Below are 16,848 nucleotides of genomic sequence, written 5' to 3' on the forward strand. Positions count from 1 at the left end.
TGACCGCCCAGCGGCGCTCGGACGCGCTGCGCGTCGGCCTACGGCCTCCGCTCCGCGCGTCCGAGCGCCGCTGCTACACCTCTCCAAGGGGCATGATCCACATGATTTGCTGGGACAGGGGGAGTTCAGTCCTGTGAAGTGGGTTGGTCCATTGGTCGGCCGATTCCAGTTGCTATGGTGACGGCTATTCGACGCAGGCGAGAAAGGCCACCGCGGCGATTGAATCAATTCATTGAGCCTTACGATGTCCCCCACGCGCGGCTTCTTTTTCGTCCCAAATTTCTTGTCGGTGCCGGCCTCCGCGTGCCCATAAGCCCATGGGCGTAGGCCATGTAATGAGCCGCGGTCGAGCGTGCTTTCCCGTCGAACCAGTGGCATGCGCCCTCAAGTCCATTCCATAGGATCGAATTAAGTGGGGGACCTGTCGAGTGGCGTCTCGCCATATGTGAAGGCGCCGGCCACGGGAGGTCGGTGAACTAAAATCAACTGCAACTTTAGTGGGTTACGCGATGAACGAGCTTCGTGACCGATTTCTGGAGGCGCTGCATTCTGTGTATGGCCCACGTCGGCTGTCGGTGGCGCTCGGTATCATTGCCGGTTTGATTTGGAGGGCCCGCGTCGACGCGACTTGGCTCCAAATCGCCGACGAGCTGTCTCTTGTGCTGGAATCTGCTGGAGGGTCAGCGATCACTGCCGATACGTTACGAGGGATGATGGGGCGCAAGCGGCGTCGTGGAGGAGCCGCTATTCCGGGGCCGGATTTCGAGCCTACGCCGCGTGCTCCTAACGCGGGCCTCGTATACAAGAACAATATCGAACCCACGTCGATGGTGCCGCCGTCGCTCGGCCGCATCGAAGAGCTGGCGTTGCGCCGTACGAGAATCCATGAATTCGGAGATGAATCGAATTAAGTGGGGAATGGGCTGACTTTCCTCGACGCATCTTGCCGCGACGCAGAATGAACTGCGCAACGGATGGAGCGTTATGATGAAGTTGGTCATCGTTGCTAATGAGAAAGGCGGATGCAGGAAAACCGCCGTGACTACCGTGATCGCTGACGCGGCACTCGCGAGTGGGCAACCGGTGCAAATTTTTCAGGTTGATCGGCAGGGACGGTTGCCGGTCCTTTTTCGAGGCCTGGTCGCGACGATCGCGATGCCCAGCACGGAGACGTTGCGGCAAGACGATCTCGCAGATGCGGTAGCACTCGCGCCCTTGGACGACGCGTTGCGCGATTCCGCATCGAGGCTCGTCCTGGTGGAAATCGGGGCTAACCTCCCGTCCCGCGTCGCCGACTGCATCGCCGCGGCGGAAACGGGCACTTTTCTGGCTCAGTCAGGCACAGAAGTGACGATCGTCGTTCCGACGACGACCGACCCGGAAGCGATCACACTGGGATGCAGGACGCTCAGGCAGTTGCGCGAAGCATTTCCAGGAGCTCGGGCGCTGGTCTGCCTCTGCCAGGATGGCGCGTCCTGGGAGGAAATCACGAATTCGAAAGCACGGGAGGCTTACGACGAGCAACTGTCACCGCTCATTACGGCCGGAGAATTTTTCCGTTTGCCGCGGCTTTTGCCGCGGGCGCTGGCCGCACTGGATGCATCGGCCTTGACGCCGCTCGGATTCGCCCGCTTGTCTGACACCGATCTGCTCGCCGTCACACACCTTCCGGGAGCTGTCGCGCGTCACGTCCGCGGCGACATTGCGAAATATGTCTACGATGCGGTGGCCTCGCTACAAAAGGTGCTTCCTTTTCGCGACGCCTCGGAAGTTGGATCGGCTCCAGCGCGTCGGTCGAGATCGGCTCCAACTCGCAGAGGCGTTGACGACGGCGAGAAGTGACATGCTCGCGACAATGCTTCCGTGGTTCGTCGACGATGACCGCGCGGTCATCCTGGCGGAAATCATTCGGATACGGGAACGACGGATCGATCTGGCGGCCTGGCGAGAAGGTTATCGGCAGGGGAGGCAGCAAGGTCGACGCGAGGCGTGGCTTGCGCTCTTCGCTGGCGTGATGGGCCTATTAGCCAGGATCGTGGGTCGATCCCGGCGTCAATAGCCGCGGTATTTGCGGCAGTATCTGATCGTCAGCGGGCGCAAGTTCGCTGACGATTTTGCTCGGCAAAAGCTCCAGGCAAGCCGATAGTGCCGGGTCGTCGATGCCATTGAACTGATGCGCTATAGCGCGGAGACCGTATTGCGCGATGATCTCCGCTGCTCCTCTGTCAGAGGCCGGCCGGCGCCCACGACGTTCGAACTCCCCGATTGCCCGGGCCGCCTCGGCGAGGGGGCTCAGATATTGCAATATATGTGACGCCGGGCCGCAAAGCTTGCCGTATCTGCCAGAGTAGTTCCGGCTGTTTGATGCGCTTAAAGTAATCAATATCTCCAGTAATAAATATTGCGAGGATGTGTGGATTAGAAATTAAATTTTTTGCCTCAAATATCGACCGCGGCATGGACACATTTTTGTCTATAATCGCCATTTGTCGCCTCGTGCCTGACATTATGCGTCCAGAACGAAAAATCTGCCCATTTCCGAATTAAGTGGGGACCGTCCGATCTCGTGACGACGATGATAGCCGGAATTGTCGAATCCGGAAAACGTCGTCGTGTCCTCGCCCCGAAAAATCACTGATCGGCGACAACCTCCGCCCCGAGCGAGATGGTCTTCCGAAACGCGCCTCGAGATTTCGACGGAGGAGATTGACTATATTATGATGGGCCTCGCTGGCGAAATTCGGGCGATCTTCCAGGGGAGCTACCATATATCGAATACGTCGGTGCAAGCCGAGGACGCGGCGGTCGAGGTAAAGAACATTTCGCCGAGAAACGAGGTTGATCGGAAATGACGGTGAGAGTAGCCGCATATTACCGAGTGTCGACGCAGCGCCAAGCCAAGGAGGGGCTTTCTCTCGAAGATCAGCAGCGCGCCGTCCGATCGGACTGCGATGCGCGGGGAGAGGTGATCGTCGAAGAATATATCGAGCGAGGCGTCAGCGGGAGGACCGACGAGAGGGCCGAACTCCAGCGCCTGCTCGCGGACGCGAATTCGATTCCACGCCCATTCGACGCCGTCGTGGTACACTCTTTCTCGCGATTTTTCCGTGACGCAGCGATTCTTGAGCTCACCGTCAGGGGCTTGCGGGCGAATGGCATACAATATCGCTCGATAACGCAGCCCACCGGAAACGATGACGCGGGCAGCATGATCAGGCAGGTGTTCGCCATTTTTGACGAGTATGGCTCGAAGGAGAACGCGAAGCACGTCCGCCGGACCATGGTCGCCAATGCGAAGGAAGGATTTTGGAACGGCGCGGCCCCGCCCTATGGCTACAAGACCATCGTCGCCGAGGTACGCGGAAAAAAGCAGAAGAAGAAGCTGGAGGTGGACGAAGTCGAGGCGCCGGTGGTGCGTCGCATATTTGATCTCGCCTCGAAGGGCGTTGGAAAATCGGGTCCGCTCGGCGTCAAAAAGATCGTCACGTACCTGAACCACAATGGCTACCGAACCCGAAACGGCAATTTTTGGCATATCGGGCCCCTCCACCAACTCCTCACGCGCTCCACCTACAAGGGCGTGCATCAATATAATCGGTCCGACTCGCGAACCCGCGCCAAACGCAGTGAGGACGAGATCGTGGAGGTCGCCGTTCCGCCGATCGTCTCCGTCGATCAGTGGAGCGCCGTTCAGGAAATCCTCCGTTCGAAGAACCCGAAGGTCAGTCCGCCGCAGACGGTGAGCGGGCCCATTCTTCTCACAGGCATGGCGCGTTGCGCGGAATGCGGCTCCGCCATGACGATCCGGACGGGCAAGTCGGGACGCTATCGATACTATTCTTGCGCGAACGCCCAGGCGCGCGGCAAAGCGGCGTGCTCCGGGCTTTCCGTCCGCATGGAGCGGCTCGACGAGGCGGTCACTTCGGCGTTGTGCGAGCGCGTGCTGGAGCCGAGCCGCCTCGAAAATCTTTTGCGGGAAATCGGCGATCGGATGCAGGAAGTCGACAGCCGAGATCGGGGGGAGATGCTTCGCGTCGAAGCCGAACTCGCGGAGGCCAAGCTGCGACTCGACCGTCTTCACGAGGCGATCGAAAAGGGAATCGTGGACGCTTCGGACGCGCAGTTCGCGTCTCGTATCGCCAAGGCCACGACTGACCGGGACGTCGCGGCCGTGGCGAAAGAGCGCATTGTGGCCCGGCGCGTCAGCGGAGTCGACATCACGCCGGACAAGGTCGTGGCTTTTGGCGCTGTGATGCGCGACGCCATCACGGCGGGAGAGATCCCGTTCCGGAAGACCTATCTTCGACTTTTTGTCGACGAGATCCGCGTCGGGCCGGAAGTCGCCCTGATCCGCGGTCGCCATGACCGGCTGCGTTCCCGCGTCGCCTCGGGCTCGCCGTTCGATGGCGGTGGCATGGTGCCCATTACTGTTCAGGAATGGCGCGCCCGAAGGGATTCGAACCCCTGACCTCTGCCTTCGGAGGGCAGCGCTCTATCCAGCTGAGCTACGGGCGCGTGAGGGCTTTTTATCTTCACTATCGCAAGAGCGCGAGGCCTGCAATCGCTCGAGGAGTCACTTTCGGGCATTTTATCCGTTTTGAGCGGGTTTACAGGTCGATATCCTCATCGAACATATCGAGCGGCAAAAGACGGCGGAAGCGGACCGCGAAACCGTCTTCGGTCTGGCGAATGACCTCTGCCTGCGTCCTTTTGCCGATCGTCACCTTCTCGCCGGGCGGAACCTGAACCGCGGTCCTCAGCGACGCGCCGCTGCGCGACAGATCGACGATCTCGCAGGGCAGAGTCACCTGCGCCACGGTGAAGGTCGTGAAACGCTGCTTGGGCCGCAGCCGCTCATGCGCGCGGCATCGCGTGGCGTCCGGCGCGAAATGCCGCGTCAGCCAGGCGAATTGCATCGCCACATGGGCCCGCGGCTGATCCGCCACTTCGAGATCCACGGTGAAGCCGCCTTCGAAGAGGCGAATCACCGCGCCGTCGAAACGGCCCCAGCGGTCGAGATCGAGCGCGATCCGATCGCCGACCGTGGGCCGGAAATCGCTGCGCAAGGCCACGATCTCCGCCGACATGTCGATGGTGCGGCAGGCGTAGCGGCGATGGTCCGGCGGCAGCGAAAAGCGGCCGTCGAACCGCGGCTCGGCGATCGTCTCGGCGGCGAGTTGCGCCGCCCCGATCTTGGGGCGCAAATCTGGTCGTCTCAAGGCCGTCGCTCCACATGCGCGGGCGCTCGCCAGTCGCGCATGGACCGGAGCGCTGACGAGTTGCGGCCGCTCTACGACCGACAAAGATTTAGAAAACTCAATTGCTTCAGTCAGTTTCAGCCAGAAGGCGGCACGCCGCCCTGCGCATTAGATTAAGCACTATAGCGGCGATACGTAAATCGGGCTTGAATCGAAGCTGCGCAATTGGCGGCGTCGCCATCCGTGACGCCGGCGCGAGCTTGCGATAGAAGGCGGTCATGCGCACGCTTCTCATCATCTTTCTCGGGGCCGGATTGGGCGGAGTTCTGCGACATTCCGTCAATATCGGCTGTCAGCGCTGGCTCGGCGCGCAATTGCCCTGGGGCGTTTTTCTCATAAACGTCACTGGCTCTTTCGCCATGGGGCTGGCCGCCGGCTATTTCGCTTTCAAGGCGGGGGCGGGCTGGACGCAACAGATGCGGCTCTTCGTGACCACGGGCGTGCTCGGCGGCTATACGACATTCTCGGCCTTTTCCTTGGACGCAGTCACTCTGATCGAGCGGGGCGAGACGCTCGGCGCCGCGGCCTATATCGGCGGCTCGGTCGGCCTGTCGATCATGGCGTTGTTTCTCGGACTCTATCTGTTGAGGGCGCTGACATGAGCGCGGCCGTGGCGCAGGCGCCGCAATCGCAATCGACCCCGGTGCAGACGCTGATCGTCGAGGAGGACGAGGCCGGGCTGCGCCTCGACCGCTGGTTCAAGCGGCGCTTTCCGGCGCTGGCTCTGTCCCATCTCGCCAAAATCTGTCGCAAGGGCGAGGTGCGTGTCGACGGCAAGCGCGTCGACACATCCACTCGGCTCGAGCAAAATCAGAAGATTCGCGTGCCGCCGCTCAAGCTGGAGACGGTCGCGGCGCCGGCGGTGATGCGGGCGCGGCCCGAGGACGCCCGCGCGCTCGCCGAGATGACATTATTCGAGGACGCGCATCTCCTCGTCCTGAACAAGCCTTATGGCCTCGCCGTGCAGGGCGGCTCGGGCATGAAGCGGCATATAGACGGAATGCTCGAATCGCTCGCGGTGGGCGACAAGCGGCCGGTGCTGGTGCATCGGCTCGATCGCGACACCTCCGGCGTGCTGCTGATCGCCAAGAACAGGCGCACCGCCGCCGATCTCGGGGAAATTTTCCGCTCGCGGCAGGCGCACAAAATTTACTGGGCGCTGGTGGAGGGCGTGCCGAAGCCGTCGCAGGGGCGGGTCTCGCTCTATCTCGCCAAGGGCGCGGATATGGTCGACGAGCGCTCCCGCCGCAACGGCGAGCGGCGCGCCGCAGAGCCTGCCGACGCCCGGGAGAAGATGCGCGTCGCCCGTCACGGGGACGAGGGGGCGCAGCATTCGCTGACCTATTACGCCATCGTCGACAAGGCGGCGCCACGCTGCGCCTGGCTGTCGATGAAGCCCTTGACCGGCCGTACGCATCAGCTCCGCGCCCATGCGGAGGCGATCGGCTGCCCGATTTTCGGCGATCCCAAATATGGCCACAGGCCGGAGGACGAGGTGCGCCGCCGCGATCCGATGCGCGCCATGCCCGCAGAGCTCGAGCCAAAGCTGCATCTTTTGGCGCGGCGGCTGATTCTGCCGCATCCCAAGGGCGGGACGCTCGACGTCACCGCGCCGCTGTCGCCGCATATGAAGGCGAGCTGGGAATTCTTCGGCTTCGATGTTGGGCAGGACGATCCCATATTGTCCGCGCCGGACGCGTGAGCCCCGATACGCCCGAGGAGAGCGCAATGTCGAAGGAAAGCGAAAATCTCGCCGACGGCCTGTTCGTGCCCGATGAGGAGCGCAATCCGCTGCGCAACGCGGTGCAGAGGGGCGCCCGCCCGGAGCTTCCGAAGCGCTTCTATCAGTCGGCCGGCGTCGGCGAGGCAGAAGGCGGCTATGCCGTGCTGCTGGATGGGAGGACGGTCAAGACGCCGGCTCGCCGCATTTTGACGACCCCGTCCTCGCCTTTGACATCGGCGCTCGCCGAGGAATGGGGAGCGCAGGGCGAAAGACTCAATCCGACTTACATGCCTTTGACACGGCTCATCAATTCGGCGATCGACGGGGTCGCCGACCGGCTCGAGGAGGTCGCCGCCGACGTCGCCAAATATGCGGGCTCCGACCTCGTGAGCTATCGCGCCGAGGAGCCGGCGGGCCTCGCCGCGGCGCAGGCGGCCGCCTGGGACCCGCTGCTCGCCTTCGCCAGGGAGCGGCTCGGCGCCGATCTCACCGTGACCTCAGGCGTCATGTTCGTCGCTCAGGCGCCGGAGGCGACGGCGGCGGTGGCGGAGGCTGTGCGCGCCTATGCGGGGCGGGGGGCGGAGGCGCCTTTCCGCCTCGCGGCGCTGCACGCCATGACGACGCTCACCGGCTCCTGCCTCATCGCGCTCGCCGTCGCGCTGGGCGAGATGGACGCGGAGGCGGCCTGGGCGGCCGCCCACGTCGACGAGGACCATCAGATCAAGGCCTGGGGCGCCGACGACGAGGCCATGGAAAGGCGGGCGCGGCGATTCGCGGAGATGAAGGCCGCCGCCCGGATCATCGAATTCTTCAGCGGCGCCGCCTGATCGACAGGCGCCGACGGGCATTTTTCCGCCGGGGGCGGGCGGGCGTAAGGTCCGCGCGCCCAATCCCTTCGGTAAAGACGCGCTCGGCTCTTGCTTTGACCTATACGCTGGGTTACGGAACGCGCGGTCAGACGGCGCCCGGGGCTCCCGCCCCGCGTCACATCGCCGCCCCAGCCGCAAACGTCGGACATCGCCATGCCGAGCCTGCTCGAACAATATTTGCCGCTCGTGATCTTCATCGCCCTCGCGGCGATCATCGCCGGCGCTCTGCTCGTTCTCCCCTTCCTGGTCGCCTTCAAGGCGCCGGATCCGGAGAAGCTCTCCGCCTATGAGTGCGGCTTCAATCCTTTCGGCGACGCGCGCATGAAATTCGACGTGCGCTTCTATCTCGTCGCTCTGCTCTTCATCGTCTTCGACCTCGAGGTCGCTTTTCTCTTTCCCTGGGCGGTGGCCTTCAAGGAGGCGGGCAGCTTCGGTTTCTGGTCGATGATGTTCTTCCTCGGCGTGCTGACCGTCGGCTTCGTCTATGAATGGCGCAAGGGAGCGCTCGAATGGGATTGATCACTCGCCAGAGCCCGACGCTCGTCGCGCCCTCCGCCAAGGGTCTCGTCGATCCGCGCACCGGCAAGCCGGTGGGCGCGGACGATCCCTTCTATCTCGGCCTCAATGACGAGCTCGCCGACAAGGGCTTTCTCGTCACCGCCACCGATGATCTCATCAATTGGGCGCGCACCGGCTCGCTGATGTGGATGACCTTCGGTCTGGCCTGCTGCGCGGTCGAGATGATCCAGGCGGCCATGCCGCGCTACGATCTCGAGCGCTTCGGCTTTGCGCCGCGCGCCAGCCCGCGCCAGTCGGACGTCATCATCATCGCCGGCACGCTGACCAACAAAATGGCCCCGGCGCTGCGCAAGGTCTACGACCAGATGCCGGAGCCGCGCTACGTCATCTCCATGGGCTCCTGCGCCAATGGCGGCGGCTATTACCACTATTCCTATTCGGTGGTGCGCGGCTGCGATCGAATCATTCCCGTCGATATCTATGTCCCCGGCTGTCCGCCTTCGGCCGAAGCGCTCGTCTATGGCGTTCTGCTTCTGCAAAAGAAGATTCGCCGGAGTGGCACGATCGAGCGGTGACATTTCGCGCCTCCTCGGGAGCGCGCGCAAAAACGAAGAGTGCGATGCGAGCCGACGCGCCCTGCGCGGTTGGTTTCTCATGACGCGAGGGTGAGAAATGAGCGCGGAACTCGAAAAGCTCGGCGAGAAGGTCGCCGCGGCCCTGCCGGGCGTGGTGAAGGGCCTCAAGATCGCCTATGGCGAGCTCACCGTGGAAGTGGAGCGCTCGCGCTGGCTCGACGCCGCGCGCGTGCTGCGCGACGATCCCGAGCTTCTCTTCGTCAGCTTCACCGACATCACCGCAGCCGATTATCCGGAGAGAGACCTGCGTTTCGACGTGGTGCTGCACCTCCTCTCGCCCAAGCATAATCAGCGCATCCGCGTGAAGACGCAGACCGACGAGGAGACGCCCGTCGCCTCGTTGACCAGCCTCTATCCGGGCGCCGACTGGTTCGAGCGCGAGACCTATGATCTCTTCGGCGTGCTGTTCGACGGCCATCCGGATCTTCGCCGCATCATGACCGACTACGGCTTCGACGGTCATCCGCTGCGCAAGGATTTCCCGATGTCCGGCTATCTCGAGGTGCGCTACGACGACGAGCGCAAGCGGGTCGTCTATGAGCCCCTGAATCTCACCCAGGAATATCGGAAGTTCGATTTCCTCTCGCCTTGGGAGGGCGTTCAATACGATCTCCCCGGTGACGAGAAGGCGAGCAAGTGAGAGCGCCCGTCGTGAACATCGGCGCTCTCCGCAGTCTTCGCTATTCGCTCTTCGCCCGCACGGGACACCACCGATGAACGACCAGAGCCTCCGCAACTTCAACCTCAACTTCGGCCCGCAGCATCCGGCGGCGCATGGCGTGCTGCGTCTGATTCTCGAGCTCGACGGCGAGGTGGTCGAGCGCTGCGATCCGCATGTCGGTTTTCTGCATCGTGGCACAGAGAAGCTGATGGAGGCGCGCACCTATCTGCAGAACGTGCCTTATTTCGATCGGCTCGACTATTGCTCGCCGATGAATCAGGAGCACGCTTTCTGTCTCGGCATAGAGCAACTGCTCGAAGTCGAGGTTCCGCGCCGCGGTCAGCTCATTCGCGTGCTCTATGCGGAGATCGGCCGTCTTCTCTCGCACCTGCTCAACGTCACCGCGCAGGCCATGGACGTCGGCGCGCTGACGCCGCCGCTCTGGGGCTATGAAGAGCGCGAGAAGCTCATGGTCTTCTACGAGCGGGCGTGCGGCGCGCGGATGCACGCCAATTATTTCCGTCCCGGCGGCGTCGCCCGCGATCTGCCGGATCGGCTCGTCGAGGATATAGGCGCGTTCTGCGATCCGTTCCTGAAGGTTCTCGACGATCTCGACGAGCTGTTCATCGGCAACCGCATCTTCAAGCAGCGCAACGCCGACATCGGCGTCATCTCGCTGGAGGACGCGTGGAAATTCGGCTTCTCCGGTGTGATGGTGCGCGGCTCCGGCGCGCCCTGGGATCTGCGCAAGGCGCGTCCCTATGATTGCTACGAGGAGATGGAGTTCGACATTCCCGTCGGCAAGAATGGCGACTGCTACGACCGCGCGGTGATCCGCATGGAAGAGATGCGCCAGTCGACCTACATCATGAAGCAATGCGTCGAGAAGCTGCTGAAGGCCGAGAATCGCGGCCCGGTGGCGACCGTGAACAATAAGATCTGCTCGCCGCCCCGCGCCGAGATGAAGCGCTCGATGGAGGCGCTGATCCACCACTTCAAGCTCTATACGGAAGGCTTCAAAGTGCCGGCCGGCGAGGTTTATGCCGCTGTCGAGGCGCCCAAGGGCGAGTTCGGCGTCTATCTCGTCTCCGACGGCGGCGACAAGCCCTATCGCTGCAAGATCCGCGCGCCGGGCTTCGCGCATCTGCAAGCCATGGATTTTCTCTGCAAGGACCATTTGCTCGCCGACGTCTCGGCGATCCTTGGTTCGCTCGATATCGTCTTCGGGGAGGTCGATCGGTGATCGGCGCTGCGATGATGGCTACGTATCTGTCGCTCGGAGCGACTGTGCAGGCGATCGCGAGTCGCGGCTCGTGTCGGCGTTTCGAACGGCTCGGCGACCTGCCGACGTCATTCGTCTACGACGGTAACGCCATGGGCGACGACCCGGAGTCGGGCGGGCAATGGGAAGTTTCCTGGTATACGAACGGAAGCTGCATGTGTTCGTCGTTGTCGGGGGGCGGCCCGCAGTCGGCGAAGCTGAGGAGCGAGCATCCCGAGCGCGACTTCGTAAAAACCGATTGGTTCTGCGAAACCATTCGTGAATTCAATGCTCGGTGGCGTTCCGGCGCCCCGACAAAGAAACGGAACTGACACTATGTCCGTGCGTCGTCTCGCCGAAGAGCAGCCCGCGAGCTTCGAGTTCACGCCCGAGAACAAGGCGTGGCTCGAGGCGCAGATCGCCAAATATCCGGACGGCCGTCAGGCTTCCATGGTCGTGCCGGCCCTGTGGCAGGCGCAGAAGCAGAACGACTATTGGCTGCCGCAGAAGGCGATCGAGAAAGTCGCGGACACGCTCGGCATGCCGTATATTCGCGTGCTCGAGATCGCGACCTTCTACACGATGTTCAATCTCGAGCCGGTGGGTAAATTCTATGTCCAGCTCTGCGGCACCACTCCTTGCATGCTGCGCGGCTCCGACGAGCTGATCGCCGTGCTCGAGCGCCGGGTCGGTCCGCAGCGTCATGTGACGGCGGACGGGCTGTTCTCCTGGCTCGAGGTCGAGTGCCTCGGCGCGTGTTGCAATGCGCCGATGGTGCAGATCAACGACGACTATTACGAAGATTTGACGGCTGAGAATTTCGAGAAGCTGCTCGACGATCTCGCCGCCGGCCGGCCGGTGAAGATCGGCTCACAGACGGGCCGCGTCTCCTCGGAGCCGGCGGGCGCGCTGACGAGCCTGACATCCTTCTACGGCGACGGCGCCAAAGCGCAGGCGGAGTGAACGACCCATGCTCGCCGACAAGGACCGCATTTTCACCAATCTCTATGGCATAGGCGACAAGAGCCTCGCCGGAGCGCGCTCGCGCGGCGCATGGGACAACACCAAGGCGCTGCTGGCGCTCGGCCGCGACAAGATCATTCAGGAAATGAAGGATTCGGGGCTGCGCGGGCGCGGCGGCGCCGGCTTCTCCACCGGCCTCAAATGGTCCTTCATGCCCAAGACGCCCGATCCCGCGCGTCCCTCCTATCTCGTCATCAACGCCGACGAGTCGGAGCCGGGCACCTGCAAGGATCGCGAGATCATGCGCAATGATCCGCAGACGCTGATCGAGGGCGCGCTGATCGCCTCCTTCGCCATGGGCGCGCACGCCTCCTACATCTATGTGCGCGGCGAGTTCATCGCCGAGCGGATCGCGCTGCAGAAGGCGATCGACGAGGCCTATGAGGCGCGGCTCATCGGCAAAGACAATATTCACGGCTATCCCTTCGACCTCTACGTCCATCACGGCGCCGGCGCTTACATCTGCGGCGAGGAGACGGCGCTGATCGAGAGCCTCGAGGGCAAGAAGGGCATGCCGCGCCTGAAGCCGCCGTTCCCGGCCAATGTCGGCCTCTATGGCTGCCCGACGACGGTCAATAATGTCGAATCCATCGCCGTCGCGCCGACAATTCTGCGCCGCGGCGCGAGCTGGTTCGCCGGCATCGGCAAGCCCAACAACACGGGCACTAAGCTCTTTTCCATCTCCGGCCATGTGAACAAGCCGTGCAATGTGGAAGAGGCCATGTCCATTCCCTTCCGCGAGCTGATCGATCGCCATTGCGGCGGCGTGCGCGGCGGTTCGGACAATCTTCTCGCCGTCATTCCCGGCGGCTCCTCGGTGCGGCTCGTGCCGGCGGATCAGATCATCGACTGTCCGATGGATTTCGACAGCCTCGTCAAGCTCGGCTCCGGCCTCGGCACGGCGGCGGTCATCGTGATGGACAAGTCGACCGACATCATCCGCGCCATCGCCCGCATCTCGTATTTCTACAAGCATGAGAGCTGCGGCCAATGCACGCCCTGCCGCGAAGGCACGGGCTGGATGTGGCGCGTCGTCACGAGAATGGCGGAAGGCCGCGCCCACAAGCGCGAGATCGACATGCTGTTCGACGTGTCGAAGCAGATCGAGGGACATACGATCTGCGCGCTCGGCGATGCGGCGGCCTGGCCGATCCAGGGCCTCATCAATCATTTCCGTGGCGAAATCGAGAAGCGCATCGATCGTTATGCGGCCAATCCGCATCCCGATCCGGTGCGCGTGGCGGCGGAGTAGGGCATTCCAATGACCAGAATTCTCGTCGATGGCGTCGAGGTCGACGTTCCGGCCGAATATACGCTGCTGCAGGCCTGCGAGGAGGCCGGCGCCGAGGTGCCGCGCTTCTGCTTCCACGAGCGTCTGTCGATCGCCGGCAATTGCCGCATGTGTCTCGTCGAGGTGAAGGGCGGCCCGCCGAAGCCGCAGGCCTCCTGCGCCATCGCGGTCAAAGATCTGCGTCCCGGCCCCGACGGCGCGCCGCCGGAAGTCTTCACCAAATCCCCCATGGTGAAGAAGGCGCGCGAAGGCGTGATGGAGTTCCTGCTCGTCAATCATCCGCTCGACTGTCCGATCTGCGATCAGGGCGGCGAATGTGATCTGCAGGATCAGGCGCTGGCCTTCGGCGGCGACAGCTCGCGCTATGCCGAGAACAAGCGCGCGGTCGAGGACAAATATATCGGTCCGCTCGTCAAGACGGCGATGACCCGCTGCATCCATTGCACCCGCTGCGTGCGCTTCACGGCGGAGATCGCCGGCACCAGCGACATGGGCGCGATCGGCCGCGGCGAGGATATGGAGATCACCACTTATCTGCAGACGGCGATGACGTCTGAGCTGCAGGGCAATGTGACCGATCTCTGTCCCGTCGGCGCGCTTCTGCCCAAGCCGCAGAATTTTCGCGCGCGTCCCTGGGAGTATCAAAAGACCGAGACGATCGACGTGCAGGATGCGCTGGGCTCCGCCATCCGCGTCGACGCGCGCGGCCGTGAGGTGATCCGCATTCTGCCGCGCCTCAACGAGGCGGTGAATGAGGAGTGGATCTCCGACAAGACCCGACAGGTCGTCGACGGACTGAAGGCGCAGCGCCTCGACCGTCCTTATATTCGCGAGAATGGACGCCTGCGTCCGGCCAGCTGGCAGGAAGCGCTCGGAACTGTGGCCGCCAAGACCAAGGCGACGAAAGCGGAGAAGATCGGCGCCCTCGTCGGCGATCTCGCCGCGCTCGAGGAAATCTTCGCGCTGAAGCTTCTCGTCGAGGGACGCGGCAGCGCCAATCTCGACGCGCGCCAGGACGGGAGCAAGCTCGATCCGCGCTTCGGCCGCGCCTCCTATCTCTTCAACGCGTCCATCGCTGGAATCGACGAGGCGGATTCGCTGCTGATCGTCGGCTCCAATCCGCGTAAGGAAGCGCCCGTGCTCAACGCGCGCATCCGCAAGCGCTGGCTGAAGGGCGATTTCCTCATCTCGGCGATCGGCGAGCAGGCGGATCTGACTTACGACTACGATTATCTCGGCGCCGGCCCGGACGCTCTGGCGCGCTTCATCGAAAGCGCGCCGACGGCCTCCGCCAAGCGCATCGTGCTGATCGGTCAGGGCGCGCTGACGCGTCCCGACGGCCGCGCCATTCTGGCGCTCGCCGCTCAGGCCGCCAGGAAACACGGCGGTCTGTCTGAGGGCTGGAACGGCTTCAGCGTTCTGCACACCGCGGCTGCGCGCGTCGGCGCGCTCGATCTCGGCTTCACGCCGGGGCAGGGCGGCCTCGACGCGGCGGACATAGCGAAGGCCGGCGTGCTCGATCTCGTCTTCAATCTCGGCGCCGATGAAATCGCGATCGAGCCGGGCGCTTTCGTCGTCTATATCGGCACGCATGGCGACAAGGGCGCGCATCGCGCCGACGTCATTCTCCCGGGCGCGGCCTATACGGAGAAGTTTGGCCTCTATGTGAACACGGAAGGCCGTGTGCAGGAGGCGCTGCGCGCGACCTTCCCGCCGGGCGACGCCCGCGAGGATTGGGCGATTCTGCGCGCGCTCTCCGGCGCTCTCGGCGCGCCGCTGCCCTTCGACTCGCAAAAGCAGCTGCGCGCCAAGCTCGGCGAGGCGCATCCGCATCTCCTGCGGCTCGATCAGATCGGCTCCGCCTCGGCGGCCGATCTCGAAGCGGTGGCGCTGCAGCCGGCGACCGCGTGGAAGGACGATTTCGCGCCTGCGATCACGGATTTCTATCTCACCAATCCGATCGCGCGCGCCTCGGCCACAATGGCGGAATGTTCGGCGCTGGCGCTGGATCGACTGAAGCAAGCGGCGGAATAGGAGCAAGGACGTGATCGACGGCTGGCTGCTGAACCTTCTCCTGATCATCGTGAAGAGCGTCGTTCTGACGGTCGTTCTGCTGGTCTATCTCGCCTATGCGATCTACATCGACCGCAAGGTCTGGGCCGCCGTGCAGCTGCGCCGCGGGCCCAATGTCGTCGGACCCTGGGGCTTGCTCCAGAGCTTCGCCGACATGCTCAAATTCGTGTTGAAGGAGCCGGTGATCCCGGACACGGCCAATAAGGGCGTGTTCCTGCTCGCGCCTTTCGTCACGGCCATGCTCGCCGTCGCCGCCTGGGCGGTCATCCCCGTCAATGACGGCTGGGCGGTCGCCGATCTCAATGTCGGCATTCTCTATATTTTCGCCATCTCCTCGCTCGGCGTCTATGGCATCATCATGGGCGGCTGGGCGTCGAACTCCAAATATCCCTTCCTGTCGGCGCTGCGCTCGGCCGCGCAAATGGTGTCCTACGAAGTCTCGATCGGCTTCGTCATCATCACCGTTCTGCTCTGCGCCGGCTCGCTCAATCTCACCGAGATCGTGCGCGCGCAGGATTCGCAATACGGCATTCTCGGCTGGTATTGGCTGCGCCTGCTGCCGATGTTCATCATCTTCTTCATCTCGGCGCTGGCCGAGACGAACCGCCCGCCCTTCGACTTGGTGGAAGCCGAGTCGGAGCTGGTCGCGGGCTTCATGATCGAATATTCGGCGACGCCCTACATGCTGTTCATGCTCGGCGAATATGTGGCGATCCTGACCATGTGCGCCTTGCTGACGATCCTCTTCTTCGGCGGCTGGCTGCCGCCGGTGAATATCGCGCCCTTCACTCTAATCCCGGGCGTGATCTGGTTCGTCCTCAAGGTCACATTCTTCTTCTTCTTCTTCGCCATGGTGAAGGCCTTCGTGCCGCGCTATCGCTACGACCAGCTCATGCGGCTCGGCTGGAAGGTGTTCCTGCCCATCTCGCTCGTCATGGTCATCGTCGTCGCCGGCATTCTCCAATTCGCCGGCTCGGCGGGCGCGAACTAAGGGAGTGACGTCATGAAGCTCGATCAAGCGGCCAAGTCGCTCTTCCTCACTGAGTTCATCGCCGCCTTCTTCCTGTCGATGCGCTACTTCTTCAAGCCGAAGGCGACGCTCAACTATCCGCATGAGAAGAACCCGATCTCGCCGCGCTTTCGCGGCGAGCATGCGCTGCGCCGCTACCCCAATGGCGAGGAGCGCTGCATCGCCTGCAAGCTCTGCGAGGCGATCTGCCCCGCGCAGGCCATCACCATCGAGGCCGGTCCGCGCCGCAATGACGGCACTCGCCGCACGACGCGCTACGACATCGACATGGTGAAATGCATCTATTGCGGCTTCTGCCAGGAGGCCTGCCCGGTGGACGCCATCGTCGAGGGACCGAACCAGGAGTTCGCCGTCGAGACGCGCGAGGAGCTCTACTACAATAAGGAGCGCCTGCTCGAGAATGGCGCCCGCTGGGAGCGCGAGATCGCGCGCAACATCGCGCTCGACGCCCCTTATCGCTGAGAACGCACGAGAGCCGGACGCAACGAGACGCTCGAGAGAGGAC

17 protein-coding genes and 1 tRNA gene are annotated in these 16,848 nt (G+C 63.3%); 16 read left to right on the forward strand and 2 right to left on the reverse strand.

The genetic code is table 11. The annotated features are described in order from the left end of the window. Positions 1–509: 509 nt before the first annotated feature. The 3 genes from C5689_RS18220 to C5689_RS10470 all read left to right on the forward strand — a co-directional run bounded on the left by C5689_RS18220 (position 510) and on the right by C5689_RS10470 (position 4,468). Positions 510–911 (forward strand): hypothetical protein, encoded by a 402-nt coding sequence (locus tag C5689_RS18220; RefSeq protein ID WP_146188372.1) that lies wholly within the window; start codon positions 510–512, stop codon positions 909–911. A 73-nt stretch (positions 912–984) separates the two neighbouring features. Then, complete coding sequence (locus C5689_RS10460) at positions 985–1,842, forward strand: hypothetical protein (protein WP_108917229.1); 858 nt, start codon at positions 985–987, stop codon at positions 1,840–1,842. A 1,006-nt stretch (positions 1,843–2,848) separates the two neighbouring features. Then, entirely contained in the window at positions 2,849–4,468 is a 1,620-nt protein-coding gene (locus tag C5689_RS10470; protein WP_108917231.1) for a recombinase family protein, read from the forward strand. Here the strand turns inward: C5689_RS10470 and C5689_RS10475 are convergent. Both C5689_RS10475 and C5689_RS10480 read right to left on the reverse strand, forming a co-directional pair. Further along, positions 4,439–4,515, reverse strand: a tRNA-Arg gene (locus C5689_RS10475). The genes C5689_RS10470 and C5689_RS10475 overlap by 30 nt on opposite strands. Before the next feature lie 92 nt (positions 4,516–4,607). Next, positions 4,608–5,219, reverse strand: a complete 612-nt coding sequence (locus C5689_RS10480) for a PilZ domain-containing protein (RefSeq protein WP_244594665.1) — start codon at positions 5,217–5,219, stop codon at positions 4,608–4,610. 257 nt (positions 5,220–5,476) lie between these two features. Between C5689_RS10480 and crcB the strand changes: the two genes are divergently transcribed. From crcB to nuoI, 13 genes are all read left to right on the forward strand, one after another. Further along, positions 5,477–5,860, forward strand: a complete 384-nt coding sequence (gene crcB, locus C5689_RS10485) for a fluoride efflux transporter CrcB (RefSeq protein WP_108917233.1) — start codon at positions 5,477–5,479, stop codon at positions 5,858–5,860. Continuing rightward, on the forward strand, positions 5,857–6,960 hold the full coding sequence (locus C5689_RS10490; protein WP_108917234.1) for an RluA family pseudouridine synthase: 1,104 nt from the start codon (positions 5,857–5,859) through the stop codon (positions 6,958–6,960). Before crcB ends, C5689_RS10490 begins: the two co-directional genes overlap by 4 nt. Before the next feature lie 26 nt (positions 6,961–6,986). Beyond that, positions 6,987–7,808 (forward strand): ATP12 family chaperone protein, encoded by an 822-nt coding sequence (locus C5689_RS10495; protein WP_108917294.1) that lies wholly within the window; start codon positions 6,987–6,989, stop codon positions 7,806–7,808. 195 nt (positions 7,809–8,003) lie between these two features. Then, positions 8,004–8,369 carry an NADH-quinone oxidoreductase subunit A gene (locus C5689_RS10500; protein WP_018265968.1) on the forward strand — a complete coding sequence of 122 codons (366 nt, stop codon included), beginning with the start codon at positions 8,004–8,006 and terminating at the stop codon, positions 8,367–8,369. Beyond that, entirely contained in the window at positions 8,360–8,944 is a 585-nt protein-coding gene (locus C5689_RS10505; protein WP_018265967.1) for a NuoB/complex I 20 kDa subunit family protein, read from the forward strand. Before C5689_RS10500 ends, C5689_RS10505 begins: the two co-directional genes overlap by 10 nt. Positions 8,945–9,041: 97 nt before the next feature. Then, the gene (locus C5689_RS10510; protein WP_108917235.1) at positions 9,042–9,644 is read left to right on the forward strand and encodes an NADH-quinone oxidoreductase subunit C; all 603 of its coding nucleotides are present in this window, start codon (positions 9,042–9,044) and stop codon (positions 9,642–9,644) included. Between the two features lie 73 nt (positions 9,645–9,717). Further along, entirely contained in the window at positions 9,718–10,908 is a 1,191-nt protein-coding gene (locus C5689_RS10515) for an NADH-quinone oxidoreductase subunit D (RefSeq protein WP_108917236.1), read from the forward strand. Then, the gene (locus tag C5689_RS10520) at positions 10,905–11,258 is read left to right on the forward strand and encodes a hypothetical protein (RefSeq protein WP_108917237.1); all 354 of its coding nucleotides are present in this window, start codon (positions 10,905–10,907) and stop codon (positions 11,256–11,258) included. The genes C5689_RS10515 and C5689_RS10520 overlap by 4 nt, the downstream gene beginning before the upstream one ends. A 4-nt stretch (positions 11,259–11,262) precedes the next feature. Then, complete coding sequence (gene nuoE / locus C5689_RS10525) at positions 11,263–11,889, forward strand: NADH-quinone oxidoreductase subunit NuoE (RefSeq protein WP_108917238.1); 627 nt, start codon at positions 11,263–11,265, stop codon at positions 11,887–11,889. A gap of 7 nt (positions 11,890–11,896) precedes the next feature. After that, a complete protein-coding gene (nuoF, locus tag C5689_RS10530) occupies positions 11,897–13,201 on the forward strand; it encodes an NADH-quinone oxidoreductase subunit NuoF (protein WP_108917239.1) in 1,305 nt (434 codons plus the stop codon). Between the two features lie 9 nt (positions 13,202–13,210). Further along, on the forward strand, positions 13,211–15,274 hold the full coding sequence (gene nuoG / locus C5689_RS10535; protein WP_108917240.1) for an NADH-quinone oxidoreductase subunit NuoG: 2,064 nt from the start codon (positions 13,211–13,213) through the stop codon (positions 15,272–15,274). A gap of 10 nt (positions 15,275–15,284) precedes the next feature. Beyond that, entirely contained in the window at positions 15,285–16,304 is a 1,020-nt protein-coding gene (nuoH, locus tag C5689_RS10540) for an NADH-quinone oxidoreductase subunit NuoH (RefSeq protein ID WP_018265961.1), read from the forward strand. A gap of 12 nt (positions 16,305–16,316) precedes the next feature. Continuing rightward, positions 16,317–16,805 carry an NADH-quinone oxidoreductase subunit NuoI gene (gene nuoI / locus C5689_RS10545; protein ID WP_024879553.1) on the forward strand — a complete coding sequence of 163 codons (489 nt, stop codon included), beginning with the start codon at positions 16,317–16,319 and terminating at the stop codon, positions 16,803–16,805. Positions 16,806–16,848 lie beyond the last annotated feature (43 nt).

This window comes from Methylosinus sporium (assembly GCF_003113265.1).
Classification (GTDB): Bacteria; Pseudomonadota; Alphaproteobacteria; order Rhizobiales; family Beijerinckiaceae; genus Methylosinus; species Methylosinus sporium.